We start from the raw sequence: 25,505 nt of genomic DNA on the forward strand, positions 1-25,505 counted from the left end.
AAAGAAGGGCCCCGATGGTTCAACGGATATCACGCGTGGGCCATGCATAAACTGAAGCCGGTGCAGATGCGGGCCGTTGCTGGGCTGGGGGTTCCGGTTCCTGAAACCTTGATGACCAATGATGTTGCGGGCGCTCTCCACTTCCATCGGAGAATAGAGAATGGCATCCACAAACCCGTTTTCGGTGGTTCCGAAGCCCAGGTGATTGAGCCGTACTTGATGGATGCTGAACGGCTTGACCGGGTCTTCTCGTTCAGCCCCGTTACCCTTCAGCGTTGTATCGAAGGGACAAATCTGAGGACATTTGTGGTTGGGGAGAAAGTCTTCTCGGTGGAAATCCTGGCTAAGACGCTCGACTTTCGCCTGGATCCCACTCACCAGATCCGGCAACGGGAGACGCCTGACCAGGTGGCTCGCTGGTCCAGACAGATCTGCCGGGAACTGGCCATGCGATGGACAGCAATAGACTGGCGCGTAGACAGCGAAGGGAAACATTACTTTCTGGAGGCGAACCCGAGCCCCATGTTTGTGGGGCTTTCCAGAACGACCGATCTGGACGTTGCGGCGCTACTTGCGGATGAGCTTGTAGTTGCCGAGTCCGGGCGGCCGGAGGGATGCGACATTCACACGGAAACGCCTTTGCAAGGAGGTAACGATGAAACACGTGTTCGGTATCGATAAGGAGCTGACTTCGGAGGAAGTAGAGCAGGTCAGTGGAGGCCTTTCGCTGCAAGACGGGGTAAACCCCGAGCCGACTACCCTAGCCCTCGGCGAGGAAGGGGGAGACGGTCGAGCGACGACACTCGCTGTTGGAGAAGAAGGAGGTGGTGGTCGGTATACCACCATGGCCGTGGGCGAGGAAGGCGGCTCCTTCTGAGTCGTTCCGGTTCCGGGGAGAGGGAAGTTCCCCGGAGCGTTGAGCGTACAGGTCGCTCATCAGTCAGTCATGTAGCGGCCTTTTCCAATCCGGTTTTGTGAGGCTCTGCATCGTACTGAGCTTCATCTTGAATCCTTTCAGAAGGAGGGGGTATGGCAGACAGGGATGGTTGGACCGCAGCCCAGAAGCTGATAACGGACGTCGCAGACAGCGTCCTGGAGCAGGATGCGCACCGAATATTGCAGGACTTCAATGAGTTGACGCCTTTCAACCGGTGTTTGGTGTGGTGGTGGAAGGTAATACCGGGAGAACTGACTGATAGCCGGGACCTTAACTGTTTTTTGGTGATTCCTGATGAAAAGTCAGGGATTCAGGTTGAGTCGGTGCAGGATCCGGATCAGAACGCGATCGACACAGACTATCTGTTTGGGGCTTACTCAACTTTCCTCTCAGAAGAAGTCGGAGAACGATCGGACTCTCCCGCCTTCAGGGTTTATTCAGGGAACCGGAACCTTAAGGGCTTTTGCTACAAGCCTGATGAGCAGGGTGGTTATTCCGCAGTAGTAACGCAGATTGATTCCAGTGGTCTTCTTGATGAACCGGAGCGAGTCCGCCTTTTTGAATGCAGTCTTCCAGTATTGAATGCTCTTGTCGAAGGGTGGCAGAGCGATGAAAAACACGACGAGTCTAGACTTCAGGAATTCACCCTGACACGCCGTCAACGGGCGATCCTGAGCCTTCTTGTGGAAGGGAGAAGCACCGCGAGAATTGCTCACGCCCTGAGTGTTTCCGAGCGTACCGTGAGTTGGCACCTGCATAACATTTACCGAAAGCTTGAGGTGCGTAGTCGTCAGGAAGCCATTGTGGCGGTACAGAGGTTGAATATTCTGATGGACGAATGAGTGCTCAGGGAGCTGCAAAACAAGTAATTTTGACAGTACCCAGGCATTGGGGCGGTTGCTAGTGTTGATCCCGATGAGCGCTCATCATCCATCTGAAATGAAACATAAAAGAGGACATAACAATGCGTAAATTGAGTGAAGCGGAAGTGGAAGTTGTATCAGGCGGTGCTCTGGAGCCTATCGGTGGAGGTAATGTTTACATTGGGGATACTCTGGATATGAATGATTTGTATCCTATCCCCGGAACCTATGAACCTATTCCTGTCGATTAATGAAAGATAGTTGACGGGCTGAAAGAAGCCATGATTTGGCTTTTAAGCGCCGGTGCGACAATGCTCCTATTGTTGTTCCGGCGCATCAGATATTTCAAGAATTAAGTTTTAATCTGCTAATGAGGTAGCAGAGTGTTTCGAATATCCATGCAGCTGGTTATTGTAATGCTGTTTTTGGCAATGACCCAATGCCAATCAATACCTGGACGTAGTCTAAATTTCAGGGAAGGAACGAATAGGCAAGTGCCTTTGATTGACCGCGTATTTTTTGTCAATCGTTTTTCCGATGGTGTTAAAGGTGAAACCGAAGACACGCGAAAGGTTTCACCCGATGGGCATTATCTGCTTGGAAATATGTTTGGCCGAATCGTTATAAGCCAAATCAAGAATGATGGACTTCCTTTCCATCAGCCCGATTGGCAGGCGATAACGCCGGATAGTATGACGGCAACCACCTATAGCTGGGCACGTGAGGGGCGGTATGTCATTTTTGAAACTTATGGAAAGGAAGGCGGTGGCCGCCGGGTACACGTTGTTAAGGCGCCCCAGGAGGTAGGTGAAGACTCCGAGAAACCCAAGGTTAGGGCCCTAACGCCCGCTGGACTTGAAAGCTCCGTTATAGCAATGCCACGAAATACTCCGGAAGAGGTGATTGTCGCGATTGAAAACACCGGTTCTGTTGGAAACTTTGACTTGTATAGCATCAATCTTAGGACAGGGAATCGTACCCTTGAGGTCGAAGCGAATGCACAAGTCGACCTTTTGGGTGTGGGTCCTGAAGGGTCGGTTAGGATGGCTCGCCGCCAGAACCATGATGGCAGTATTGATCTTGTTCGCGTTGAAGGTGGCAATAAACTGGGTGATGGCTTCTACCACTGTGATTGGGCGGAAATTTGTGATCCTCTCAGCTTCGCGAATGGAGAAGGCGGTCTTTATGTAAAAAGTAATAAAGGGGGCAAAAGGGATCTATCTGCACTTTTTCGCGTGGATATGGAAACGGGAAGGAGTAGGTTGGTACATCAGGATCCTATGAATAGGGTCGACCTTAAGGATGCCGTCTTCAGTGAACGTAACGGGCAACTACTGGCTACCGCGTATGATCGGGGTGCTGGGATGCAATGGTACGGCCATACACCGGAGATGAAGGAAGTGCTGGCGTTCTTGAGAGAGAAGTTTCCGAAAGGGAACATTCGGCTGACACCCCAATCTTCCCGAAAATGGCTCACTTTGGTTGAAGTAAGCGGGGACGTAAACGCCGGCAAAACCTATCTGCTCGATGGAAATTCCATGACACTTAAACGCCTGGAAGACCGGACAGACCTCCCATCCGAACATCTGGCCAGTATGAAAAAGATTGAGTTTGAGGCCCGGGATGGAATGGAAATCCCTGCATACATGACCCTCCCTAAAGGAAAGCATCCGAAAAACCTACCCGTAGTTGTGTTAATCCACGGTGGTCCCTGGGCTCGTGATTCATGGGGGTTCAACGCTGAAGTTCAGTTTCTGGCGAACCGCGGATATGCAGTTTTTCAACCTAATTTCAGGGGTTCCAAGGGGTTTGGTAAACAGTTCCTAAATTCAGGTAATCGGGAATGGGGGCGGGCGATGCAGGATGACATTACTGATGGTGTGCGGTATCTGATTGAACAGGACATCGCTGATCCGGATCGAATCTGCATTATGGGAAAGTCGTATGGAGGCTACGCGGCGATGGCGGGTTTGGCCTTCATGCCTGACTTATACCAATGTGGAATCAGTGTCAGTGGCCCCTCAAATCTAGTGACGCACCTTGGCTCGCAAGAAGGAGTCTACCGCTTCAAACTCCGAAGACGCGTCGGTGATGTTTCTACGAAGCGGGGACGAAAAGCATTGCGAGCCGTTTCCCCTTATCTGAATGCGGACCAAATAGAAGCACCGTTACTCCTTGCTCACGGCGGAAAAGATTCTCGCGTCAATAAGTGTGAGTCTGCCCAGATGGCGCATGTTCTCAAAGAACAGGGAGAAATAGTAGAGTATCTATTGGCAAATGATGAGGGGCATACATTTCAACTCAAAGAGAATCAAGTGGCCCTTTATACACGAATTGAAGCTTTTCTAGCCGATCATCTGGGCGGTCGCTACCAAAAGGATATGCCTGATTACGCGGCTGAACGCATTAAGGAACTGACTGTAGAGCCGAATGATCTTGATTCTTCTGGCTGTCCCGGTTTTGGCTAAGGACTTTTTGTATTCCGAGAAAGAGGTTAAAGAGGATGCTGGAATGCACGCATACGTATCAACAGCGGCCTTTAGTATTTGTCTGCTTTTAGTCGCCCCCTCGGTTATTGGTAATGAGGAGAAGAGGGGGCAGGAGAAGCAGACAGATGAAGCGGATGAACTGGGGCGGGCGCGGCACAAACTCAGGGCTGGTCCTGAAGAAACACCGCAAGGGCCTACAAAAAGGCACCCGAACCAGCATATTGATGATCATTTGCGAACGGAAAAACTGCTGGATTCCCATCTCTTGGAGATTCCGGACCGGTTCGAGAAAGAAGAATAGTCACAGCTTCGATGCCTGCTGGAAATGGAAATTCAGTCAATCTGTATAAAGGGAGTTCATGATGAATCTGAAACAGATCTTTCCTATCGCGTCCCTCGCATGTACCCTCGCACTTCCGGGCCATGCCGAGGTTACAATCCCCGATTCGGACGATCGCGCCCATGCCAGCTTTGAGCTGGATAATGGACTGGGAGTGATGGTGGTCTCCGATCCAGAGGCCGAGACGGCTGGGGCCGCTATGTCCGTTGATGTGGGCAGTGACGATGACCCGGATAAAGTGCCTGGTTTGGCCCACCTTCTTGAGCATATGGTGTTTTCAGGCTCGGAGGCGTATCCCGAAAGAGGTGGGTTCAGTGAATTCATCAGTCGCCAGGGAGGGCGCTATAACGGCTATACAGCGTCCGATCACAGTTCCTTCTTCTTCCAGGTCCAGTCTACCGCTCTGGATGAGGCACTGAAACGCTTTTCCGATTTTCTCTCCAACCCGACACTGGATCCGAAGGATGTGGGTCGGGAGATCCAGATCATTCAGCACGAATATGACGGGCAAAAGGGCCAGCAGCGCTGGGAGGAGCTGTCTGTGTTCCGGAAGGTGGTGAACCCCACTCACCCCTTTTCAGGGTTCAATATGGGGAACCGTGCCAGCTTCGAGATGGTGGAGCGGGGCACGCTGATGGATGAACTGAACGCTCTGTTTGAAATGCATTACCGTGCCGACGACATGAAGCTTGTGGTGCAGGGGGCGGCATCGGTGGACGCATTGCGCGATCGGATAGAAACGCTTTTTGATGATATTCCGGAAGGAAGTGCCCCTGAAACGGATCTGCCACCTTTACTGTCATCACAGCAGACCCCACGGTGGGTCCGGGTCAGCGGGGAAGGTTCGGATCCTCGCATGGTCCTGTCGTTCCCGGTGGAGCCGCCCCATGAATCCCATCGTGTGCTGCCCTATGGCTACATTGCTGACCTGATTACCAGCAAACAGGAAAATCGTTTGCGGGAGGGTCTTCGGGAACGCGGCTGGATCAGTGATCTGGGTGCTTCGCATCGTGTAAATGCGGAGCAGTATGCGACCTTCGATATAATCCTTTCACTCACGGATAAGGGGCTGGAGAAGCGGAAAGCTATTACAGCGATGATTCATGATTACCTTGGCCGGATTCGAAAGGAAGGGGTAAGCGAGGCGCTTTACGCGGAACAACAACGTTCGGCCCGCGAGGCGTTCCACAATTCGGAAAAGGCGCCGGCACTGAATTATGTGGCCAGCCTGGCAGCTGCTCTGCAACGCTATGAGCCGGAATCGGCTCTTTCTGGCCCCGCCCTGATGCAGCAATACGATGAGGGTGTAATACGAGAAGCCCTGGATCAGCTCAGGCCGGCGAACATGGTTGTTACCGCGTACATCCCCGGCGAGTCCTGGTCTCAGGAGGATGCCTACTCAAGCGCCACTTTTGAGACCCAGGCCCCGGGCAGGGAGAAGCTGCAGCAATGGCTGGCACTTGAGGAGGCGCCAGAGTTCCGTATCGAGTCCATGGAGAACCCCTACATCCAGGATGACCACTCTGTTGTTGATCGCAACCTGGATCAGGATAGGCCGCGGTTACTTCCAATGACTGAGGACCGGGAAGGGTTTGATGTCTGGTTTCTGCAGGACCAGCTGTTCCAGAGTCCCAAGGGAGCGGTGTTTATTGCGCTGGATCACCCGGTCGCCTATGAGGCTGAACACGGTGCTGTAAAAACCGGGATCTATTCCATGTTGATCAATGAGGCCCTGAACCCCCTGGTACAGAAAGGGGAAAAGGCGGGACTCTCAGTATCGGCCATGCGCACCAATCATGGTATCGGCCTTCGAATTTATGGGTTTACAGGCAAGCAGCAGTCGTTTGTCAAGGACGTGCTGAAGACGATCAGGAACCTGGAGGTGACCGAAGCACAACTGAGCAAGGCGCTGGCGGGGTTTGAGCAACAGGTCAATCAATACCGTAATTTCCAGCCTGTCCGGAGACTTCTGGTATCGCTCAGGGCGGATACACATCCAAGGCAGTCGATGCCTGAGGCGGAATTGGAGGTGGCGGAATCGTTAACGGTGAATCAGGTCGAGGAGTTTCATGAACGACTGTGGGATCAGCCCTCGGTAGAAGTCCTGCTTCATGGCAACTACGACCGTGACAGTGCCCGCTCCATGACGGATTTACTGGCTCAGGGCCTTGGCAGTGATTTTGGGACCATGGGGGTTAGGGCAGAGCCTGTTGGAGAGGCGGACGTTACCACGGAAGAGTCCGAGTCCATTTCAGGGAAAAACAGTGCGGCTGTTTACTATGCCCGCCAGCCATTGGATGCAGAGAATTCAGCCGAAATGGCGATACTTGCTCAAATGCTGAATGAACATCTTTTTTCGGCTGTCAGGGATAAGCAGCCCATGGGCTATGTGGCTTTTGCGAGCTCCAACGAGGACTACCTGAATCATGGTCCAGTGTTTGGTATCCAGGCTCCGGGCGTTGCACCCGGGAAAATCCGCAAGCGTCTGGAGTCAGAGCTGGAGAAGTTTGTCGTGGAGCTTGAAGAGATGGCCGAGTCGGATTTTGAAACCTATCGGCAGGGTGTGCTCAGTCAACTGCAGACTCCGAAAGAACGGTTGAGCAGCTACAGTCAGTATTGGTGGATGGATATTCGGCGTTTCGGGAAACCTGTGGATGAGCTTGGCAAGGCGCAGGCTGAGCTTAAAGCACTCACACCTGATGACCTTGCCGGTTTTGCCCGTGAGTTGCTGCTGGACGATGAAGCCACAGTTCTCGTAAGAACCACCGAAACCTGATTGAGCGGACGGGATGCCTAGAACATCGTCGCCCCGAAGATAAAGGTCAGCTGCGCCAGGCCGGCGAGGAAGCCCAGGGCAGCGCCGGCGGCGATCAGCTTGATCTCGTCCTCCTGGAAACAGGGGCGCAGCAGCTCCTGGAATTCCGCGGGTGAGAGTTCCTCCATGCGCCGGCGCATGATGTCCTCCACGGCGGCGGCCCGGTCGTTGGCGAACATGGGGTCGTCGAAGGTTTCGCTCGCGATTTCGATGGACAGATCGCCCACGCGCTGCTTGAGGTTGGCGAAGGAGGTGGGGCCGAAAGCCATCTGGGTGAAGGCCTTGCCCATGCCGGCGGTCTCATCCACCAGCTTTTTCATGTGCTTGCGCACCAGGTTGCGGGCCCGGTCGGCTTTCGGGCCATTGAGAATGGCATCCACCAGGTTGCCCACGGTCAGGATCTCGTGGGTGACAATGTGGCAGAAGGATTGGGCCACCTCGGGCTGACGGCGCAGGAACTGGCCCTGCAGTCGGAAGGGGCCGATCTTCACGGGGTAGAGCGGGCGGAAGATGAAATTGAGCGCGATCCAGTTGGTGGCCCAGCCCACCAGAAGCCCGAAGAAGGGCAGGATCCAGCCGGCCTGGAAATAGTACCAGACGATCATCTGGATGATGCCGAAGGCGAAGCCGAAGTAGAGCCCGGAGTTGATGATGAAGCGGAATTCCTTCTCGCCGCATTCGAGGAAGATACGGTTGAGCAGGGAGCGGTCCTCGCCCAGCTGGGTGACCACCATGTTCTGGATGTCGAGCAGATCCTCGGCGTTGTTGGAGAAGTCATCAACCAGGTTGTCCACCAGTTCGGGGGAACGGTCCCGGACCCGCTGGTAGATCATTTCCCGTGCTTTCTGGGGCAGGTTTTCCCAGAAAGTGGGGTGTTCGGCGAGCATGATCTCGTCCACGTATTCGTCGGTGCGTGGCACGGTGTGGTCCACGATGTACTGGGTCAGAACGCGTGGGTCGATGTACTCGAAGATCTCCTGGACGGTGCCGATCTTGGCGATGGTGGAGTCCACGGCAATGCGGGCCATCTTTTCGGCCTTGGAGGGAATGATGCCCTGCCAGCCCAGGAAGGGGCGGATGCCGATGAATTCCTTGGGGTAGAAGGTGAGCTTGATCGCCATCCAGTTGGTGATCCAGCCGATGAGCGCGGCGATCACCGGGATGCTCAGGTATTTCCAGAATTCCGGGTTGGTGAGCAGGTCCGTCATTCAGCAGTTTCCTTACCGGAGGAATGGAAGTCGCCCCACAGCCACTGGCACAGGCCAATGGCAGCCACCGGCGCGGTTTCAGTGCGCAGTACCCGTGGGCCCAGGGCCAGGGGCGCGAAGCCCGCCGCCGCGGCGGCATCGAGCTCGGAATCATCCAGCCCGCCTTCCGGGCCAATGAGCAGGGCAACCGAAGTGGGCGCGGTGTCCTGGCTGCGGACCGGCTGGCCTTCATGGTGAAGGACGAGCCGGATAGCGTCGTCACAGTGCGTGAGCCAGTCGGCCAGTTTCATGGGGGAATGGATCGTCGGTATCCGGGCGCGGCCACACTGTTCAGCGGCGCTGATTGCCACCTGCTGCCAGTTCTTCAGGCGCTTGCGCTCACGTTCCGGGTTGAGCCGCACCTCGCAGCGGGCGCTGTCCAGAGGCTGGATGGCGGTCACACCCATCTCGGTGGCCTTCTGGATGGCGTAATCCATGCGATCACCCCGGGACATGACCTGACCCAGGGTGATGGCCAGCGGGGATTCGGTGCCGGGGTCATGGGGCGACTCAACGTGTACGGTGAGCCGCTTGCGGCCGACCTCGAGGATTTCCGCCGGGTAGTCCAGTCCGTCACCGTTGAACAGCACCACTCGGTCGCCTGCATTCATGCGCAGGACAGTACCGGCGTGATGGGCGGCGTTACCGGCAAGGATGTGCTCGCCCGACGCCAGAGTCTCCGGGGTGTGGATCCGCGGTATCCGCATCAGTGCCTCAGTCCCTGGTGGCCTTGTCGATGCCTTCGGTGGCCACGGTGGCCAGGTGCCGGATCTGGTCCTCATTGATCACGTAGGGCGGCATGAAATAGGTGACGTTGCCCAGCGGCCGCAGCAGTGCCTCGCGGGTGATGGAGTGCTGGTAGACGCGCAGCCCGCGGCGTTCCTGCCAGGGGAAGGGCTCCATGGTGGCTTTGTCCTTGACCAGCTCCATGGCGAGGATCATGCCGTGCTGGCGGATATCGCCCACGTGCGGGTGCTCGCGCAGGTGTTCCACGCTCTCGCCCATGATCCGGGCTTTCTCACGATTGCTCTCGATGACGTTGTCATCCCGGAAGATGTCCAGGGTTGCCCGTGCCACGGCGCAGCCGATGGGGTTGCCGGTGTAGCTGTGTGAGTGAAGGAACGCCTTCATGGTTTCGAAGTCATCGTAGAAGGCCTCGAAGACGTCGTCCGTGGTCATTGTGATCGACAGTGGCAGGTAGCCGGCGGTCAGGCCCTTGGACAGGCACATGAAATCCGGTGAGATGCCGGCCTGCTCGCAGGCGAAGAGGGTGCCGGTGCGGCCGAAGCCCACGGCGATCTCGTCCGCGATCAGGTGGATGTTGTAGCGGTCACAGGCCTCGCGCAGCTTCTTCAGGTAGATGGGGTCGTACATGCGCATATGGCCGGCGCACTGAACCAGCGGCTCGACGATGACGGCGCAGACGTTGTCCGCGTTCTCGGCCATGAGCTTTTCCATGTGCTCAAACTGGCGCAGGGCGTAATCCTCCCAGCTCTCGCCCTTCTCGCGGTAGAAGGCGTCCGGGGCCGGGGCGGTGAGCATCTCCATCAGCAGCGGTTCGTAGGTCTCGCGGTAAAGGCCCACATCGCTCAGGGCGAGTGCGCCAAGGGTCTCGCCGTGGTAGCTGTTGGAGATGTTGATGAAGTTCTTCTTTTCGGGCTTTCCAGTGTTGCGGAAATAGTGGTAGCTCATCTTGAGCGCCACCTCGATGGCCGAGGAGCCGTTGTCCGCATAGAAACAGCGGTTGAGTCCTTCGGGCGTCACATCGATCAGGCGTTCCGACAGGTCGATCACCGGTTCATGGGTAAAGCCGGCAAGCATGGCGTGCTCAAGCTGCTGGGTCTGCTGGTTGATGGCCTCGTTGATGCGCGGGTTGGCATGCCCGAACAGGTTCACCCACCAGGAGCTGACCGCATCGATGTAGCGGTTGCCGTCAAAGTCGTAGAGCCAGACGCCTTCACCGCGCTTGAACGGAATGAGTGGGAGCGTCTCGTGGTCCTTCATCTGGGTGCAGGGGTGCCAGACGGCCTTAAGGTCACGCTCGATCATCTCGCGGTTGGATGTCACGACTGCCTCCCGGTGGATCGTTTACAGAATCATCAGTGGGGGAGTGATGATACGGGCCGGGGGCCGGGCATGGAAGGGCTGTAATGACGGGGAGAGGATGTAGGAGCGGCTATAGCCGCGACCGGATCGCAGCCATGGCTGCTCCTACATGGAAGGGCGGTGTTCAGAATGCGATCTTTTCCTGTACCTCGTTGTCGAGGCCGAGGTTTTTCCAGATGCGCATGCTGGGATCCGCCTGGTTCAGCGTGTAGAAGTGCAGGCCCGGTGCGCCGGCGTCGAGCAGCTGCTCGCACATGCGCGTGACCACTTCCTCGCCGAACTTCTTGATGGAGTCGGTGTCGTCACCGTAGGCTTCCATCTGCTTGCGGATCCAGCGGGGAACATCTGCGCCGCACATCTCGCTGAACTGGACCACCTTCTGGAAGTTCACGATCGGCATGATGCCGGGAACCACCGGAATGTCCACGCCCATCTTCTCCAGCCGGTCGATGAAGTGGAAGTAACTCTCGACGTTGAAGAAGTACTGGGTGATGGCACTGTTGGCGCCGGCCTCGACCTTGCGCTTGAAGTTCATCAGGTCCGCCTCGGCGCTCTGCGCCTGCGGGTGGAACTCCGGGTAGGCCGCCACTTCCAGGGAGAAATGATCGCCACTGTGCTCGCGGATGTATTCCACCAACTCGTTGGCATAACGCATCTCGCCATAGCCGGTGTTGCCCATGCCGGAGGGGATATCACCGCGCAGGGCCACGATCCGTTCCACGCCGCCTTCCTTATAGGCGTCGAGAAGGTCGGAGATGATGGCCTTGTCGGAACCGACGCACGACAGGTGCGGTGCGGTCGAGATGCCTTTCTGGTTGAGCTCGATCACCGTGTTCTTGGTGCCTTCGCGGGTGGAGCCGCCGGCACCGAAGGTGACCGAGAAGAATTCAGGGTTGAGCGTCGCGAGCTTGTCGCGCGTCTGGTGCAGAGTCTCAGCGCCTTTGTCGCTCTTCGGAGGGAAGAACTCAAAGCTGAAACGTCGCTTGAACTGCTTCTGACTTTTCATGAATCTGTTCCTTTCGGGCGCCTGGCCCGGTCAATCACTGATTCAGAACCGGGAAAGCCGGGGCCCGAAGACCCCGGCTGTCGCCTTGATGAATCCGCGTGGGATCAGTACTTGTAGGCTTCCGCCTTGAACGGCCCGTGAACCGGAACGCCAACGTAGTCGGACTGTTCCTTGGTCATGCGGGTAATGGTGCCGCCAAAGCCTTCGACCATGTACTGGGCAACTTCTTCGTCCAGTTCCTTCGGCAGGACGCGGACGTAGAGGTTGTCCTTCTTCTTGTCTTCCGGCAGATCGGCGAACTTGCGCTCGAACAGGTACATCTGAGCTGCAACCTGGTTGGCGAAGGAGCCGTCCATGATGCGTGACGGGTGGCCTGTCGCGTTACCCAGGTTAACCAGGCGGCCTTCAGCCAGCAGGAAGATGTGATCGTCCTTGGATTTGTCACGATAGATCTTGTGAACCTGCGGCTTGATCTCGTCCCATTCCCAGTTCTCGCGCATGAACGCGGTATCGATCTCGTTGTCGAAGTGACCGATGTTGCAGACGATGGCGCCGGACTTGACCGCGGCGAGCATGTGCTTGTCGCACACGTCCACGTTACCGGTGGTGGTTACCAGAACGTCAGTGTCCTGCAGCAGCTGCTTGTTGATGCTGTCGGCCTTGCCAGTGTTCTCGCCATTGAGGTAGGGAGAAACCACTTCGTAGCCGTCCATGCACGCCTGCATGGCACAGATCGGGTCGATCTCGGAGATGCGAACGATCATGCCTTCCTGACGCAGTGACTGCGCGGAGCCCTTGCCGACGTCGCCATAGCCGATGACCAGGGCTTTCTTGCCGGACATCAGGTGGTCAAGTGAGCGCTTCAGTGCGTCGTTCAGGCTGTGACGGCAGCCGTACTTGTTGTCGTTCTTGGACTTGGTGACCGAGTCGTTCACGTTGATCGCCGGCACCTTGAGGCTGCCTTCTTCGATCATGTGCTCGAGACGGTGAACGCCCGTGGTGGTTTCCTCGGAGATGCCGTGGCAGTTCTTGAGGATTTCCGGATACTTCTCGTGCAGCATCTCGGTCAGGTCACCGCCGTCGTCCAGGATCATGTTCGGTTCCCAGCCGTCAACGTCAGCACCGATGGTGCGCTCGATGCACCACTCGTACTCTTCTTCGGTCTCACCCTTCCAGGCGAATACCGGAACGCCGGTAGCGGCGATGGCGGCAGCGGCCTGGTCCTGGGTGGAGAAGATGTTGCAGGAGGACCAGCGGACGTTGGCGCCCAGCGCGGTCAGGGTCTCGATCAGCACGGCCGTCTGTACGGTCATGTGGATGCAGCCCATTACGTTCGCGCCTTTCAGCGGCTGCTGGTTGCGATACTTTTCGCGCAGCTTGATCAGAGCGGGCATTTCGCTCTCGGCGATGGCGATTTCCTTGCGGCCCCAGCCGGCAAGGTCGATGTCGGCTACTTTGTAGTCAGTAAAATTACTGTCCAAAGGCATTGTTAATACTCCTGATTCATATGGGTAATTCGGTTGTGCAACAGGGCCAGCCGGCGGCCGGCCCTGTGTGGCAGAGGTTTACTTGGCTGCAGCCTTCAGTTCTTCCGCCTTGTCGGTCTTTTCCCAGGGGAAGGTAGTGAAGGTCTGGCCATTGACGGTCTTCTGTTCCGGCTTGCGGCCGAAGTGACCGTACGCGGCTGTGTCGCGGTACATCGGATGCAGCAGATCCAGTTGCTTGGTCAGTGCATAGGGACGCAGATCAAAGGTCTTGCGGACCAGCTGCTCGATCTTGCGGTCATCCATCTTGCCGGTACCGAAGGTGTTGATGGAGATCGATGTCGGCTCGGCAACGCCGATGGCGTAGGAGATCTGGATCTCGCACTTGTCGGCCAGGCCAGCGGCTACGACGTTCTTCGCTACGTAACGGCCAGCGTAGGCAGCGGAGCGGTCGACCTTGGACGGATCCTTACCGGAGAAGGCGCCGCCACCGTGGCGAGCCATGCCACCGTAGGTGTCAACGATGATCTTACGACCTGTCAGGCCAGCATCGCCTACCGGGCCACCGATTTCGAAGTTGCCGGTCGGGTTGATGTGGAACTTGGTGTCGTTGTGGATCAGTTCGGACGGGATCACGTCCTTCACGATCTCTTCCATGACCGCTTCACGCAGCTGCTCCAGGGAAACATCCGGGCTGTGCTGTGTGGAAAGGACAACGGCGTCGATGCCGGTTACCTTGCCGTCTTCATAACGGCAGCTCACCTGACTCTTGGCGTCCGGACGCAGCCAGTCAAGCTTGTTGCTCTGCAGCAGCTCGGCCTGCTTCTCACACATACGGTGCGCGTAGCAGATCGGAGCCGGCATCAGCACGTCGGTCTCGTTGCAGGCGTAGCCGAACATCAGGCCCTGGTCGCCAGCGCCCTGGTCTTCCGGCTTGGAGCGGTCAACGCCCTGGGCGATGTCGACGGACTGCTTGCCGACAACGTTGATGAAGGCACAGGTGTTGCCGTCGAAGCCAACGTCGGAGTGGTTGTAGCCGATGTCGGTGATCGCTTTACGCGCCACTTCTTCGAACTCAACGTTGGTGTTGGTGGTGATTTCGCCAGCGATCAGGCACATGCCAGTCTTGACGACAGTCTCACAGGCGACACGCGCATAGGGGTCGTCCTGGAGAATGCGGTCAAGAATGGCATCGGATACGGCGTCGGACAGCTTGTCCGGGTGGCCGGCTGTTACCGACTCGGATGTAAAGAGACTGTAGTCACTCATGCTTGCTTTCCTCCTTTTGAAGGTGGTTAAAGGTCATATTGGGAAGCCGGTTCGCTAGCCCGTAAATTCCCTGACCTGGATCTGAAAACCATTGCGCAGGCCGATGAACAGGGTTTCGCCCTGTTTCAGGCCAGCGTCTTCTGCCCATCCCGTGAGCTCTTCCGGCTCAAAGCCCTGCCAGATATCGCCGCAGTTATCCCTGACCCAGCTCTGTTCGTGCCGGCAGAGTTCACTGACAATCATTCGGCCGCCGGGTTTCAGCAGCTGGGCGCTGTCGCGGAAGATGTTCGCGGGGCTGGCGACGTGGTGCAGCACCATGTTGGCCACCACAAGATTGAACGTTTCCCCGCGTTCAATCACATCAGGACACTCCCCGTGCACCAGGCGCACGTTGGTGAGTGCCTGCTGTTCGCAGAACTGCCCGGCGCGGTCGAGCATGGCCTGGACGTTGTCCACCGCCACCACCTCGCCGAAGCAGTTCGCCAGAACCGGCAGGAAGGGGCCTTCACCCGGCCCGATCTCCAGCGCGTTACCGCTGCCGTCGCAGGCGTAACGCCGGTGGACGAGTTCCGCCACTGGCTGCGCATAGCGCTGGTGATTGGCGATCAGCTCCTGCTGCTCCCGGAAGTGACGGGCGTAACGCGCGAAAAAGACCTGGGACTGTTCCGAGCGTTGACGCCGTATCGTGCGGATCCGGTCCAGCAGTTCCTCGGTGAGCTGGATCTGGTCCACGGCCTCGAAGACCGAGCGAACCGCGGTGTAGCGGGGTTCGTCTCCGACCCGAAGCAGTGGACGCCGGTAGAAGGTGGCGTTGCCTTCCCGCTGGGGTTCAAGCAGTCCGGCCTGGGTCAGCACCTTGAGGTGATGGCTCATGCCGGACTGGCGCATGTTAAAGAGCCGGCACAGTTCCATGACTCCGAAGGTGTCTCGCTGCAGGACCCGGAGGATATCGAGTCTCAGCGGGTCGCCGGCGGCCTTGTAGAGGCTCCCCAGCGTGTGCAGCGCTGTTTCGGTATCTGCGGATTTGACGTGTGCCGTTGAATTCATTGCCCCTACTTTACGGTCGGGTCTGAACCGGGGTCAACAGCTATATCAAAAAAAATTGATATAGCGTTGCGTCAAAGGTCGGATGACATTTGCTCAATCGGGTGGCGATCGGTGAAAATACGCGCCTCTTGAAACGGCCCCGTTGTGGGGCTGTATCCAATCAGCCAGTGGGAGACAATTCCGATGCCGTCGCGTAAAGACCTTGCCAACGCGGTACGCGCGCTCAGTATGGACGCCGTGCAGAAGGCGCAGTCCGGCCATCCCGGCGCGCCCATGGGGCTTGCCGACGTTGCCGAGGTGCTGTGGAACGATTACCTCAGGCACAACCCGGCCAACCCGTCCTGGCCCGATCGCGATCGCTTCGTGCTCTCCAACGGCCATGGTTCCATGCTCCAGTACAGCCTGCTGCATCTCACCGGCTACGATCTGGGCATCGAGGATCTGAAGCAGTTCCGCCAGCTCCATTCCCGTACCCCGGGGCATCCGGAATACGGCTACACGCCGGGGGTTGAGACCACCACCGGGCCGCTCGGTCAGGGCCTGGCCAATGCGGTGGGCATGGCACTGGCGGAGAAGAACCTGGCAGCGCAGTTCAATCGCGACGGCCATGAGGTCATCGACCATCACACGTACTGCGTGGTTGGTGACGGTTGCCTGATGGAGGGCATTTCCCACGAGGCATCCTCGCTGGCGGGAACACAGGGGCTGGGTAAGCTGGTTGTGTTCTATGACGACAACGGCATTTCCATTGATGGCGACGTCAGTGGCTGGTTCACCGATGACACGGCCAAGCGTTTCGAGGCCTACAACTGGCAGGTGATTGCGGGCGTTGACGGGCATGACCCCGAGGCGGTGAAAAACGCGATTGAGAAAGCGCGGGGCAACACCGAGCAGCCCACGCTCATCTGCTGCCGCACCGTGATCGGCTTTGGGTCACCCGGCAAGGCGGGCTCTGAAAGCAGTCACGGGGCGCCGCTGGGCGATGATGAGATTGAGGCGACCCGCCAGAATCTGGGCTGGAACCACGGGGCCTTTGAGGTGCCGGATGACCTGTATCAGGCCTGGGATGCCCGCGAGGCCGGCGCGGCGGCTGAGAAGGACTGGAATGAACGCTTCGCAGCCTATGAGAAGGCGTATCCGGAGCTGGCCGCTGAGCTCAAGCGCCGTCTGGCCGGCGAGCTGCCGTCTGATTTCTCACAGAAGGCCCAGGACTACATCCGCCAGTGCCAGGAGGGGGGCGAGAACATGGCCACCCGTAAAGCCTCCCAGAAGACGCTCAACGCGTACGGTCCGGTTCTGCCGGAACTGGTGGGGGGCTCGGCGGACCTTGCCGGTTCCAACAACACGCTCTGGAGTGACTGTCAGGCGATTACTGCGGGCGATGCCAGTGGCAACTACGTGTACTACGGCGTGCGCGAGTTCGCCATGACCGCCATTGGCAGTGGCATGGCCCTGCACGGTGGTGTGGTGCCCTATGTGGCCACCTTCCTGATCTTCATGGAATACGCCCGCAATGCCACACGCATGGCCGCGCTGATGAAGCAGCGTAACGTGCTGGTCTATACCCATGACTCCATCGGTCTGGGTGAGGATGGCCCCACCCATCAGCCGGTCGAGCAGCTGGCGACTCTGCGCCAGACCCCGAACATGAGCCTGTGGCGCCCCTGTGACACGGTTGAAACGGCCGTGGCCTGGAAGGCTGCCATTGAGCGCACCGATGGCCCCACGGCCCTGGTGTTCACCCGTCAGGCCCTGGCACATCAGGATCGGGATGAGCAGCAGCTTGCCGACATCGAGCGCGGGGGCTACATCCTGTCGGATTCCGACGGCTTCCCGGAGATCATCCTGATTGCCACCGGCTCGGAAGTGGCGCTGGCCCAGGAGGCGGCGATACAGTTGCGTGACCAGGGCCGCCAGGTGCGGGTGGTGTCCATGCCCAGCACGGACCGGTTCGAGGCCCAGCCCGCCGAGTACCGTCAGAAGGTGCTGCCGGCCGAGGTCACCTGCCGTGTCGCGGTGGAAGCGGGCATTACCGACTACTGGTACAAGTACGTGGGCATGGAGGGGCGCGTGCTTGGTATGACCACCTTTGGTGAGTCGGCGCCGGCCGGTCCGCTGTTTGAGGCGTTCGGCTTCACCGTGGATAACCTGCTCGCCATCAGCGAGACCCTGCTGGACGACATGGCGTGAACGGAGGGCGACCGATGCCGGCTCGGGTAGCGATCAATGGTTACGGGCGCATCGGTCAGTGCCTGCTGCGCGCGCTCTATGAGAATGGCTACCGCGACCAGCTTCAGGTCGTTGCTATCAATGAGCTTTCCGACCCGGAGACCATCGCGCACCTGACCCGTTTTGACACCACCCATGGCCGTTTTGCCGGTCAGGTGGATGTCAGTGGCCAGGGGCTGGTGGTCGATGGTGATCCCATCCGCATCGTGCGGGAGTCGGAGGCACAGAACCTGCCCTGGGGTGAGATTGGCGTTGATCTGGTGCTCGACTGCACCGGCCTTGGTGCCACCCGCGAGCAGGGTCGGAAGCATCTGGATGCCGGTGCTGGCCGGGTGCTGTTCTCCCAGCCGGGGGATCCGGATCTGGATGCAACCCTGGTCTACGGGGTGAACCATGAGACCCTGAGCGCCGGGGATCGCATCGTCTCCAACGCGTCCTGCACCACCAACTGCATCGTGCCCATCATCCAGACTCTGGACGCGGCCTACGGGATCGAGCAGGGCTCCACGACGACCATCCATTCGGCCATGAACGATCAGCCGGTGATTGATGCCTACCATCACCAGGACCTGCGGCGCACCCGCAGTGCCTTTCATAACATGGTGCCTGTTGATACGGGGCTGGCTCGGGGCATTGAGCGGCTGCTGCCGTCCATGGCGGGGCGGTTCAGTTCCGTGGCGGTGCGGGTGCCGACCATCAATGTGTCGGCTATTGATATGACGGTGGCGGTGCGTTCGCAGACGGATACGGATTCGGTGAACGCGGTGCTGGCGGAGACGGCGGCGTCGTCGCTCGATGGGATCATCGGGTACACGGAGGAGCTTCTGGCGAGTACGGATTTTAACCATGATGCGCGCTCCGGGGTTGTGGATGCGGGGCAGACCCGGGTCAGTGGGGGGCGGATGGTTAAGGTGCTTTGCTGGTTTGATAATGAGTGGGGGTATGCGAATCGGATGCTGGATGTGGCTCGGTACTGGGGTCTGCTCCGGGAAGACTGACTTTGGTTAAAGTATTGAAAATTCATCGTTAATCGCGCTTTTGAGGAATCGCACCAATGAGCATTAAACGCATGACCGACATGGATCTGAAGGGCAAGCGGGTTCTGATCCGGGAGGATCTGAACGTGCCCATCAAGGATGGTGAGGTGACAGGGGATGCCCGTCTGCGGGCGTCGCTGGAGACGATTCGCGCAGCCCGGGATGCCGGTGGGCGGGTGATGCTCATGTCGCATCTGGGGCGCCCGGAGGAGGGCGTGTATTCGGAGGAGGATTCCCTCAAGCCGGTGGCGAAGCGGCTGGGGGAACTTCTGGGTCAGGATGTGCGTGTTCTGGATGACTACCTCGATGGCGTTGAGGTTGCCGAGGGGGAAGTCGTCCTGTGTGAGAACGTGCGCTTCAACAAGGGCGAGAAGAAGGATGATGAAACGCTGGCCCGCAAGTATGCGGCGCTGTGTGATGTGTTCGTGATGGATGCTTTCGGCACGGCGCACCGGGCCCAGGCTTCAACCCATGGCGTGGCGAAGTTTGCGCCGGAGGCCTGCGCCGGGCCACTGCTGGCGGGGGAGCTGGATGCGCTGACGAAGGCGCTGGATAACCCGCAGAAGCCGGTGGTGGCGATCGTGGGTGGTTCCAAGGTGTCCACCAAGCTGACGGTGCTGGAGCAGCTGTCGAAGGTGGTGGATAAACTGATCGTCGGCGGTGGCATTACCAATACCTTCCTGGCGGCCAGTGGTAAGCCGGTGGGTAAGTCGCTGTGTGAGCATGACATGCTGGATGAGGCCCGGGCGCTGATGGAGAAGGTCGAGATTGCCCAGCCCACCGACGTGGTCGTGGCCAGTGAGGTCTCCGAGAGCGCGCAGGCCACCACCAAGAAGGTGGAGGATGTGTCCGATGATGACATGATCCTCGACATTGGCCCGGAAACGTCCGCGGCCCTGGCCGAGGAGCTCAAGGGGGCGAAGACCATCATCTGGAACGGCCCGGTGGGTGTGTTCGAGATTGAGGCGTTCTCCCATGGCACCCGCAAGCTCGGCGATGCCATCGCCAGCAGCGATGCGTTTTCTCTGGCGGGTGGGGGTGATACCGTATCCGCAATCGACGAATTCGGTCTCAGCGACCGGATTTCCTATATTTCGACCGGCGGTGGCGCCTTCCTGGAGTTCGTAGAGGGCAAGACGCTGCCGGCCGTTGCCGTACTCGAGGAGCGCGGCGCCTGAGCGCCGCTACCAGACCTGATATTAAGGAGAGGCCGACATGGCACTGATTTCCATGCGACAGCTGCTCGACCATGCCGCCGAGCACGGCTATGGCGTTCCAGCGTTCAACGTGAACAACCTTGAGCAGATGCGCGCCATCATGATGGCGGCGAACAAGACGGACAGCCCGGTGATCGTTCAGGCCTCCGCCGGTGCGCGCAAGTACGCGGGCGCCCCTTTCCTGCGCCGGCTGATGGAAGCGGCGGCCGAGGAATGGCCGCATATCCCGATCGCGGTGCACCAGGACCACGGTTCCAGTCCGGCGGTGTGCCAGCGTGCCATCCAGCTTGGTTTCACGTCCGTGATGATGGACGGCTCTCTGGGCGAGGACGGCAAGACGCCCATGGATTACGACTACAACATGGGCGTAACCCGTAAGACCGTCGAGATGGCCCATGCCTGCGGCGTGTCCGTGGAAGGTGAGCTGGGCTGCCTGGGGTCACTGGAATCCGGTGAAGCCGGCGAGGAAGACGGTGTGGGCGCGGCCGGTAAGCTCAGCCATGACCAGATGCTGACGGACCCGGAAGAGGCGGCACAGTTCGTCAAGGATACCCACTGTGATGCCCTGGCCATCGCCATCGGCACCAGTCACGGGGCCTACAAGTTCACCCGTCCGCCGACGGGCGACATCCTCGCCATCGACCGGATCAAGGAGATCCACGCCCGCATTCCGGATACCCATCTGGTGATGCACGGTTCCTCCTCCGTACCCCAGGAGTGGCTCGATATCATCAACGAGTACGGGGGGGAGATCCCGGAGACCTATGGCGTGCCGGTGGAGGAGATTGCCGAGGGCATCCGCCACGGTGTGCGCAAGGTGAACGTCGACACCGACCTGCGCCTGGCCGCAACCGGTTCCGTACGCCGCTTCCTGGCCCAGAACCCGGCGGAGTTTGATCCGCGTAAGTTCATGAAGGAAGCGCTGGCCGGCATGTATGACGTCTGCGTGAAGCGCTATGAAGCCTTCGGCACGGCGGGCAACGCCAGCAAGATCACACCGATCAAGCTTGAGGATATGGTCAGCCGTTACGACAGTGGTGAGCTTGACCCGAAGGTCAACTGATCAGTGACGTTAATGCCACAAAGCCGGGTGTGAATCGCGCCACAATCTGGTTTAGGCTTTATGCATGCTGACCGTGCATGGAATCCGTCTGACCAACATTGTGGCGCTGCTTGTCTTGGCGGTGTGCGCCCTCATGGCTGCTCCCGCCAGCGGGAGCCCGGATATCCGCGAGCATCACCGGCTGCCGCTCGAGAATGAACTCCAGTTTCTGGAGGATCCGGGGGGCAGTCAGGACCTGAAGGACGTGCGCGGGCGCAATGACTGGCGACACCTCGACGGCCACACCTTCAATCGCGGCTATTCGGATTCCGCCTGGTGGCTTCGGGTCCGTCTTGCCAATGACGGCACGACGGACCTGGAGCGGTTTCTCTCCATTGGCTACCCGGTGCTGGGCGATGTGAGGGTGTATGCGCTGGCCGAGGGCCAACTGCGCAATTCCTGGCAGCTGGGGCATGATTACCCCTACAGCCAGCGTCCCGTGGATCACCGTTTTTTCGTAGTGCCCCTTGAGTGGGCGCCGAAGGAAACGCTGGATGTCTACGTTCGCGTTCGTACCGACAGTTCCGTCCAGGTGCCCGTGACGCTCTGGGACCGCGAAACCTTCCGCAGTCATGACATCAGTGCCAACACTCTCCAGGGCATCTACTTTGGCGCCTTTCTGGTGATCGGCGTCTACAACCTTCTTCTGTTCTTCGCTCTGGGTGAACGCAACTACCTGTACTACGTCGGTTTCGTGTTCAGCATCGCGCTTCTGATGGCGTCGCTGACCGGCTATGGCTTCCGCTATCTCTGGCCGGGGGCGACGGAGTGGAATGATCAGGCGATCCTGATTTTCATTTGCGGGGTTCTCGGCTTTGCCGGCCTGTTCACGCGGCGTTTTCTGGAGCTGAATCGCCTGTCTAGCTGGCTGAATGGCTTCGCCCTGCTGGTTATCGCAGCCAGTAGTATCTGTGCGGTCCTGTCGTTCTTTCTCAGCTATTTCGTGCTGATTTCGGTTCTGATTCCCCTGGTGGTGCTCGGCTGTATTATGGCTTTCGCAGGGGGTGTCTATGCCTGGTATCGGGGCCAGATCACTGCCAAGTATTACGTCATGGCCTGGTCTTTCGTGCTGGCCGGAGGCGCTATCCTGGCCCTTTCCAAGGGCGGAGTACTGCCGTCGAACTTCTTCACCGATCACGCCGCCCAGCTGGGCTCCATCATCGAGGTGGTACTGCTTTCGTTCGCACTGGCCCAGCGGATCAACGTTGAGCGTCAGCTCCGCTATCAGGCCCAGTCCGAAACTCTGGAGACGGCGCGGCGACTCAACCGGGAGTTGGAGGATCGGGTCAGGGAACGCACCCAGGAGCTGGAGGAACTCAACCAGAGGCTGAACGAGCTGAGTGTCACCGATGGGCTGACAGGGCTGCGCAACCGCCGTTTTCTGGATGCTCAGCTGCGCCAGGAGGTGGAACGGGCACGGCGCACCGGGCGGTCCATGGCCGTGGCCATGCTGGACATCGATCACTTCAAGCCGGTTAACGATACCTACGGCCACCAGACCGGGGATGAGTGCCTGAAGATGGTGGGCGAGATCATTCACGCCAATCTGCGCTCACCCCAGGACACGGCGGCCCGGTATGGCGGCGAGGAGTTCGCCATGATCCTGCCCGAGACGGATGAGGAGGGCGCGATGCGGGTTCTGGAGCGGATCCGTCAGGAGGTGGCCGCAGCGTCGGTTTCCTGCGACGGGGTCACACTGCGGATGACGCTCAGTGGTGGCGTCACCATCCAGCGCGATGCCGAGGCCGTCACGCCTGAGCAGCTTCTGGCCGAGGCGGACGGGGCGCTGTATCGCGCCAAGTCCGGAGGGCGGGATCAGGTGTGTGTGTACAGGCCTCATGCCTCCTGATTGTCGGTATGTTTGAAATCACGGATGAAAATACCCCAGAAGGCGGTGAACAGGGCCGCGATGAGGGGGCCGATCACGAAGCCGTTGATCCCGAAGAGGATCAGCCCGCCGAGGGTTGAGAGCAGCACCATATAGTCCGGAAGCTTGGTGTCGCGCCCGACCAGGACGGGCCGCAGCAGGTTGTCGATCAACCCGATGACCACGGTTCCGAACAGCACCAGCACAACCGATTGGATCCAGTTGCCGATGGCGAACAGGTAGATGGCCGCCGGTACCCAGATCAGGCCGGCACCCACTGCCGGAATCAGCGACAGAACACCCATGACCACGCCCCAAAGCACCGCTGCCGGCAGCGCCAGAGCCCAGAAGATGAAGCCGCCGAGCAGGCCCTGGATCGCGGCGATGACCACGTTGCCCTTGATGGTGGCGCGGGTCACCTCCGCGAACTTGCCAAGCAGCAACTGCTCGCGCTCCCGGCTCAGCGGCACCGCCTGGCCAATGAGGTTGCGCAGGTAGCTGCCATCGCGCAGCAGGAAGAAGGCCAGATAGAGCATCACCCCGAAGTGGATGAAAAAGCGGGCGGTGTTCTGCCCGATGTTCAGTGCCGACTGGGCAAAGAACTGTCCGCCCTGCATGACCGCGTTGACTGCGCGCTCGCGCAGCGATTCGATATCCACGCCGAAGGATTCAAGGGCCGTGCCCACGAAGGGGACCGTCTCGCCAATGCGGTCGATGAAGGCCCGCGGGTCGATTTCCCCGGCCTGGATCTGCTGGTACAGGTTGACCCCCTCGAACACAAAGGAGGCGGCCACAAAGAGTGTCGGCAGGATCACGATGGTCAGGCAGAACGCGAGCGTGGCCAGTGCCGTCAGATTCGGCCGTTCTCCCCACAGCCGTGTAAAATACCGCTGCGCCGGGAAGAAGATGATGGCAATGGCGCAGGCCCAGAAGATGGCGCCGAAGAACGGCTGCATCAGGTACAGGAAAAGCGCGGTGACAATGAGCAGCAGGAACAGGAAGCTGCGCTGTTCGAGGCGTGCCTGCATGGTGTGGACCCTTCCCCGATTGATGAAAGGCAGAGGATACTGCGCCCCATGACCGATGCACAAACCAGCGGTGTTACCTGGCCGGTTCCGGCCCGCGAAGCCGAGGCGGAAACGCAGGTCCGCAAGAGCCGCTTCATCGCAAGGGCGGCCCCGGCCGCCAGCCGGGAAGAGGCGCTGGCGCTGGTCGAACGGGCGCGTCAGGACCATCCCGAGGCCCGCCACCACTGCTGGGCCTATGTGACCGGCGCGCCCGGGAGGGCCACCAGTGCCGCCATGAATGACGATGGGGAGCCGTCGGGCACGGCGGGTCGGCCCATTCTCAATGTCATTGAGCACAAGGGGATCGGGGATGTGGCAGTGGTCGTCATCCGTTATTTCGGGGGCGTGAAGCTGGGTGCGGGTGGCCTGGTGCGTGCTTACGCAGGCGCGGCCGAGGCGGTGCTGTCGTCGCTGGAAGTCGACCATCGGGAGCCGCGGGTGAGCCTTCAGCTGGAGATTGGCTTTGCGGATGAGCAGCCTTTGCGGCTGGAACTGGAGCGGCTGGGCGGCGAGCTGGCGGCCATTGAATATGGGCAGGGCGTTTCAGTGCGGGTGTCGGTGCCGGCGACAGCCCGGGAGGCCATCGGCTCATGGGCCGCCGGGCGCGGCCTTGGGGTAACGGAGCTCTAACTTCCTAGAAGCGCAGATGGGCGCCGATGCCGTTGGCCGTCAGGTAGACATCCGTTTCCACTTCCACCGCAGCCTGCCCGATACCGATCACACTGGATTCGCTCATGGTCCGTGGGAAGGTCCAGAGCTTGATTTCGTTGACCAGCATCCCGGTCAGAGCCACCTGCAGCGCGTCATCATGGCGGCCATCCTCCTCGGCAATGGCGTGATAGGCGCCGCCATTGACGATCAGCGAACCCAGGCGCCCGCGCCAGCCCGTGCGGCTCTGCTCGGCCTGGGCCAGTGCCCTGGCATTACGGCGGGCGTCAGCCAGTGCGCCGGGGGCATCGCGGTCAATGGCATGGTGCCTGCGGTAGGCCGACAGGTGGGGCGGTGCCTTGATGATGGTATCCAGCAGCCCAAGGGTTGAGGTGATGGCGCGGACACGTCCGTCGTACTCATCCGCGTCCGTGTCGGCGCCGGCACTGGAGAGAGCGCTGAACACAGCGGAACCGGCAAAGAACAGGCTCCAGCGCTGGCGCCATGTCTGGGCGCTGTCCAGACCGTCCGCCATGACCCGGTCCAGGGCCTGCCAGTCCGGTTTCTCCTGGGCACCGAGAGGCGGCGCTGTGGCTACCGCCGTCAGCACAGTGACTGCCATCAGCAGGCGTTTGGGTGTGACCATGGAACCTCCGGGTCAGTTCGGACTTCAGGTGAACGCCGCATTGTGGCGCAGTACATTCCACGATGATGTGATGGGCTGCACCGAACCGG

22 protein-coding genes are annotated in these 25,505 nt (G+C 59.3%); 12 read left to right on the plus strand and 10 right to left on the minus strand.

Going from position 1 to position 25,505, the window contains the following annotated elements:
• On the plus strand, window positions 1-681 hold a 681-nt coding region (locus F3089_RS11580; RefSeq protein WP_225741743.1), incomplete at its 5' end, for an ATP-grasp domain-containing protein.
• Between the two features lie 79 nt (window positions 682-760).
• Here the strand turns inward: F3089_RS11580 and F3089_RS15895 are convergent.
• Entirely contained in the window at window positions 761-937 is a 177-nt protein-coding gene (locus F3089_RS15895) for a hypothetical protein (RefSeq protein ID WP_192497363.1), read from the minus strand.
• Between the two features lie 92 nt (window positions 938-1,029).
• Between F3089_RS15895 and F3089_RS11590 the strand changes: the two genes are divergently transcribed.
• The 5 genes from F3089_RS11590 to F3089_RS11605 all read left to right on the plus strand — a co-directional run bounded on the left by F3089_RS11590 (window position 1,030) and on the right by F3089_RS11605 (window position 7,405).
• Entirely contained in the window at window positions 1,030-1,779 is a 750-nt protein-coding gene (locus tag F3089_RS11590; protein WP_151440959.1) for a response regulator transcription factor, read from the plus strand.
• Window positions 1,780-1,901: 122 nt separating this feature from the next.
• Window positions 1,902-2,051 (plus strand): hypothetical protein, encoded by a 150-nt coding sequence (locus F3089_RS15900; RefSeq protein ID WP_192497364.1) that lies wholly within the window; start codon window positions 1,902-1,904, stop codon window positions 2,049-2,051.
• Between the two features lie 147 nt (window positions 2,052-2,198).
• Window positions 2,199-4,268, plus strand: a complete 2,070-nt coding sequence (locus tag F3089_RS11595) for an alpha/beta hydrolase family protein (RefSeq protein ID WP_151440960.1) — start codon at window positions 2,199-2,201, stop codon at window positions 4,266-4,268.
• The gene (locus F3089_RS11600) at window positions 4,231-4,590 is read left to right on the plus strand and encodes a hypothetical protein (protein ID WP_151440961.1); all 360 of its coding nucleotides are present in this window, start codon (window positions 4,231-4,233) and stop codon (window positions 4,588-4,590) included. Before F3089_RS11595 ends, F3089_RS11600 begins: the two co-directional genes overlap by 38 nt.
• Before the next feature lie 58 nt (window positions 4,591-4,648).
• On the plus strand, window positions 4,649-7,405 hold the full coding sequence (locus F3089_RS11605; protein ID WP_151440962.1) for an insulinase family protein: 2,757 nt from the start codon (window positions 4,649-4,651) through the stop codon (window positions 7,403-7,405).
• A gap of 17 nt (window positions 7,406-7,422) precedes the next feature.
• On the opposite strand, the gene F3089_RS11610 is transcribed toward F3089_RS11605, so the two are convergent.
• The 7 genes from F3089_RS11610 to F3089_RS11640 form a co-directional block, all read right to left on the minus strand.
• Window positions 7,423-8,652, minus strand: coding sequence for a DUF445 domain-containing protein (locus tag F3089_RS11610; RefSeq protein ID WP_151440963.1), 1,230 nt, complete (start codon window positions 8,650-8,652; stop codon window positions 7,423-7,425).
• Entirely contained in the window at window positions 8,649-9,398 is a 750-nt protein-coding gene (locus F3089_RS11615) for a 16S rRNA (uracil(1498)-N(3))-methyltransferase (RefSeq protein WP_151440964.1), read from the minus strand. Before F3089_RS11615 ends, F3089_RS11610 begins: the two co-directional genes overlap by 4 nt.
• Window positions 9,399-9,405: 7 nt before the next feature.
• The gene (locus tag F3089_RS11620; RefSeq protein ID WP_286202763.1) at window positions 9,406-10,758 is read right to left on the minus strand and encodes an adenosylmethionine--8-amino-7-oxononanoate transaminase; all 1,353 of its coding nucleotides are present in this window, start codon (window positions 10,756-10,758) and stop codon (window positions 9,406-9,408) included.
• A 163-nt stretch (window positions 10,759-10,921) separates the two neighbouring features.
• Complete coding sequence (gene metF, locus F3089_RS11625) at window positions 10,922-11,803, minus strand: methylenetetrahydrofolate reductase [NAD(P)H] (RefSeq protein ID WP_151440965.1); 882 nt, start codon at window positions 11,801-11,803, stop codon at window positions 10,922-10,924.
• A 104-nt stretch (window positions 11,804-11,907) separates the two neighbouring features.
• Window positions 11,908-13,290, minus strand: coding sequence for an adenosylhomocysteinase (ahcY, locus tag F3089_RS11630; RefSeq protein WP_151440966.1), 1,383 nt, complete (start codon window positions 13,288-13,290; stop codon window positions 11,908-11,910).
• Between the two features lie 78 nt (window positions 13,291-13,368).
• Window positions 13,369-14,556: a methionine adenosyltransferase gene (metK, locus tag F3089_RS11635; protein ID WP_151440967.1), complete on the minus strand. Its 1,188-nt coding sequence runs from the start codon at window positions 14,554-14,556 to the stop codon at window positions 13,369-13,371.
• A gap of 54 nt (window positions 14,557-14,610) precedes the next feature.
• Complete coding sequence (locus F3089_RS11640; protein ID WP_151440968.1) at window positions 14,611-15,603, minus strand: metalloregulator ArsR/SmtB family transcription factor; 993 nt, start codon at window positions 15,601-15,603, stop codon at window positions 14,611-14,613.
• A 183-nt stretch (window positions 15,604-15,786) separates the two neighbouring features.
• Here F3089_RS11640 and tkt point away from each other — a divergent pair, with 183 nt between their 5' ends.
• The 5 genes from tkt to F3089_RS11665 all read left to right on the plus strand — a co-directional run bounded on the left by tkt (window position 15,787) and on the right by F3089_RS11665 (window position 23,037).
• Window positions 15,787-17,793, plus strand: a complete 2,007-nt coding sequence (gene tkt / locus F3089_RS11645; protein WP_151440969.1) for a transketolase — start codon at window positions 15,787-15,789, stop codon at window positions 17,791-17,793.
• Between the two features lie 14 nt (window positions 17,794-17,807).
• Window positions 17,808-18,830, plus strand: coding sequence for a type I glyceraldehyde-3-phosphate dehydrogenase (locus F3089_RS11650; protein WP_151440970.1), 1,023 nt, complete (start codon window positions 17,808-17,810; stop codon window positions 18,828-18,830).
• A gap of 56 nt (window positions 18,831-18,886) precedes the next feature.
• A complete protein-coding gene (locus F3089_RS11655) occupies window positions 18,887-20,047 on the plus strand; it encodes a phosphoglycerate kinase (protein WP_151440971.1) in 1,161 nt (386 codons plus the stop codon).
• Between the two features lie 37 nt (window positions 20,048-20,084).
• The gene (gene fba, locus F3089_RS11660; RefSeq protein ID WP_151440972.1) at window positions 20,085-21,149 is read left to right on the plus strand and encodes a class II fructose-bisphosphate aldolase; all 1,065 of its coding nucleotides are present in this window, start codon (window positions 20,085-20,087) and stop codon (window positions 21,147-21,149) included.
• A 64-nt stretch (window positions 21,150-21,213) separates the two neighbouring features.
• The gene (locus tag F3089_RS11665; protein WP_151440973.1) at window positions 21,214-23,037 is read left to right on the plus strand and encodes a sensor domain-containing diguanylate cyclase; all 1,824 of its coding nucleotides are present in this window, start codon (window positions 21,214-21,216) and stop codon (window positions 23,035-23,037) included.
• Here F3089_RS11665 and F3089_RS11670 read toward each other — a convergent pair.
• Window positions 23,025-24,083, minus strand: coding sequence for an AI-2E family transporter (locus tag F3089_RS11670; RefSeq protein WP_151440974.1), 1,059 nt, complete (start codon window positions 24,081-24,083; stop codon window positions 23,025-23,027). The genes F3089_RS11665 and F3089_RS11670 overlap by 13 nt on opposite strands.
• Window positions 24,084-24,131: 48 nt before the next feature.
• Here F3089_RS11670 and F3089_RS11675 point away from each other — a divergent pair, with 48 nt between their 5' ends.
• Complete coding sequence (locus tag F3089_RS11675) at window positions 24,132-24,752, plus strand: YigZ family protein (protein ID WP_151440975.1); 621 nt, start codon at window positions 24,132-24,134, stop codon at window positions 24,750-24,752.
• A 4-nt stretch (window positions 24,753-24,756) separates the two neighbouring features.
• Here F3089_RS11675 and F3089_RS11680 read toward each other — a convergent pair whose 3' ends face one another.
• A complete protein-coding gene (locus tag F3089_RS11680) occupies window positions 24,757-25,416 on the minus strand; it encodes a hypothetical protein (protein ID WP_151440976.1) in 660 nt (219 codons plus the stop codon).
• Window positions 25,417-25,505 lie beyond the last annotated feature (89 nt).

The sequence above is a fragment of the Halospina sp. K52047b genome (genome assembly GCF_008709855.1).
Lineage (GTDB): Bacteria > Pseudomonadota > Gammaproteobacteria > Pseudomonadales > Oleiphilaceae > Halospina > Halospina utahensis_B.

What these genes read in the sequence shown, in the direction of transcription:
- F3089_RS15895 (WP_192497363.1), bottom strand. Translation starts at nt 937, where the DNA reads ATGAGCGACCTGTACGCTCAACGCTCCGGGGAACTTCCCTCTCCCCGG.
- F3089_RS11590 (WP_151440959.1), top strand. Translation starts at nt 1,030, where the DNA reads ATGGCAGACAGGGATGGTTGGACCGCAGCCCAGAAGCTGATAACGGAC.
- F3089_RS15900 (WP_192497364.1), top strand. Translation starts at nt 1,902, where the DNA reads ATGCGTAAATTGAGTGAAGCGGAAGTGGAAGTTGTATCAGGCGGTGCT.
- F3089_RS11595 (WP_151440960.1), top strand. Translation starts at nt 2,199, where the DNA reads ATGCAGCTGGTTATTGTAATGCTGTTTTTGGCAATGACCCAATGCCAA.
- F3089_RS11600 (WP_151440961.1), top strand. Translation starts at nt 4,231, where the DNA reads ATGATCTTGATTCTTCTGGCTGTCCCGGTTTTGGCTAAGGACTTTTTG.
- F3089_RS11605 (WP_151440962.1), top strand. Translation starts at nt 4,649, where the DNA reads ATGATGAATCTGAAACAGATCTTTCCTATCGCGTCCCTCGCATGTACC.
- F3089_RS11610 (WP_151440963.1), bottom strand. Translation starts at nt 8,652, where the DNA reads ATGACGGACCTGCTCACCAACCCGGAATTCTGGAAATACCTGAGCATC.
- F3089_RS11615 (WP_151440964.1), bottom strand. Translation starts at nt 9,398, where the DNA reads ATGCGGATACCGCGGATCCACACCCCGGAGACTCTGGCGTCGGGCGAG.
- metF (WP_151440965.1), bottom strand. Translation starts at nt 11,803, where the DNA reads ATGAAAAGTCAGAAGCAGTTCAAGCGACGTTTCAGCTTTGAGTTCTTC.
- ahcY (WP_151440966.1), bottom strand. Translation starts at nt 13,290, where the DNA reads ATGCCTTTGGACAGTAATTTTACTGACTACAAAGTAGCCGACATCGAC.
- metK (WP_151440967.1), bottom strand. Translation starts at nt 14,556, where the DNA reads ATGAGTGACTACAGTCTCTTTACATCCGAGTCGGTAACAGCCGGCCAC.
- F3089_RS11640 (WP_151440968.1), bottom strand. Translation starts at nt 15,603, where the DNA reads ATGAATTCAACGGCACACGTCAAATCCGCAGATACCGAAACAGCGCTG.
- tkt (WP_151440969.1), top strand. Translation starts at nt 15,787, where the DNA reads ATGCCGTCGCGTAAAGACCTTGCCAACGCGGTACGCGCGCTCAGTATG.
- F3089_RS11650 (WP_151440970.1), top strand. Translation starts at nt 17,808, where the DNA reads ATGCCGGCTCGGGTAGCGATCAATGGTTACGGGCGCATCGGTCAGTGC.
- F3089_RS11655 (WP_151440971.1), top strand. Translation starts at nt 18,887, where the DNA reads ATGAGCATTAAACGCATGACCGACATGGATCTGAAGGGCAAGCGGGTT.
- fba (WP_151440972.1), top strand. Translation starts at nt 20,085, where the DNA reads ATGGCACTGATTTCCATGCGACAGCTGCTCGACCATGCCGCCGAGCAC.
- F3089_RS11665 (WP_151440973.1), top strand. Translation starts at nt 21,214, where the DNA reads ATGCTGACCGTGCATGGAATCCGTCTGACCAACATTGTGGCGCTGCTT.
- F3089_RS11670 (WP_151440974.1), bottom strand. Translation starts at nt 24,083, where the DNA reads ATGCAGGCACGCCTCGAACAGCGCAGCTTCCTGTTCCTGCTGCTCATT.
- F3089_RS11675 (WP_151440975.1), top strand. Translation starts at nt 24,132, where the DNA reads ATGACCGATGCACAAACCAGCGGTGTTACCTGGCCGGTTCCGGCCCGC.
- F3089_RS11680 (WP_151440976.1), bottom strand. Translation starts at nt 25,416, where the DNA reads ATGGTCACACCCAAACGCCTGCTGATGGCAGTCACTGTGCTGACGGCG.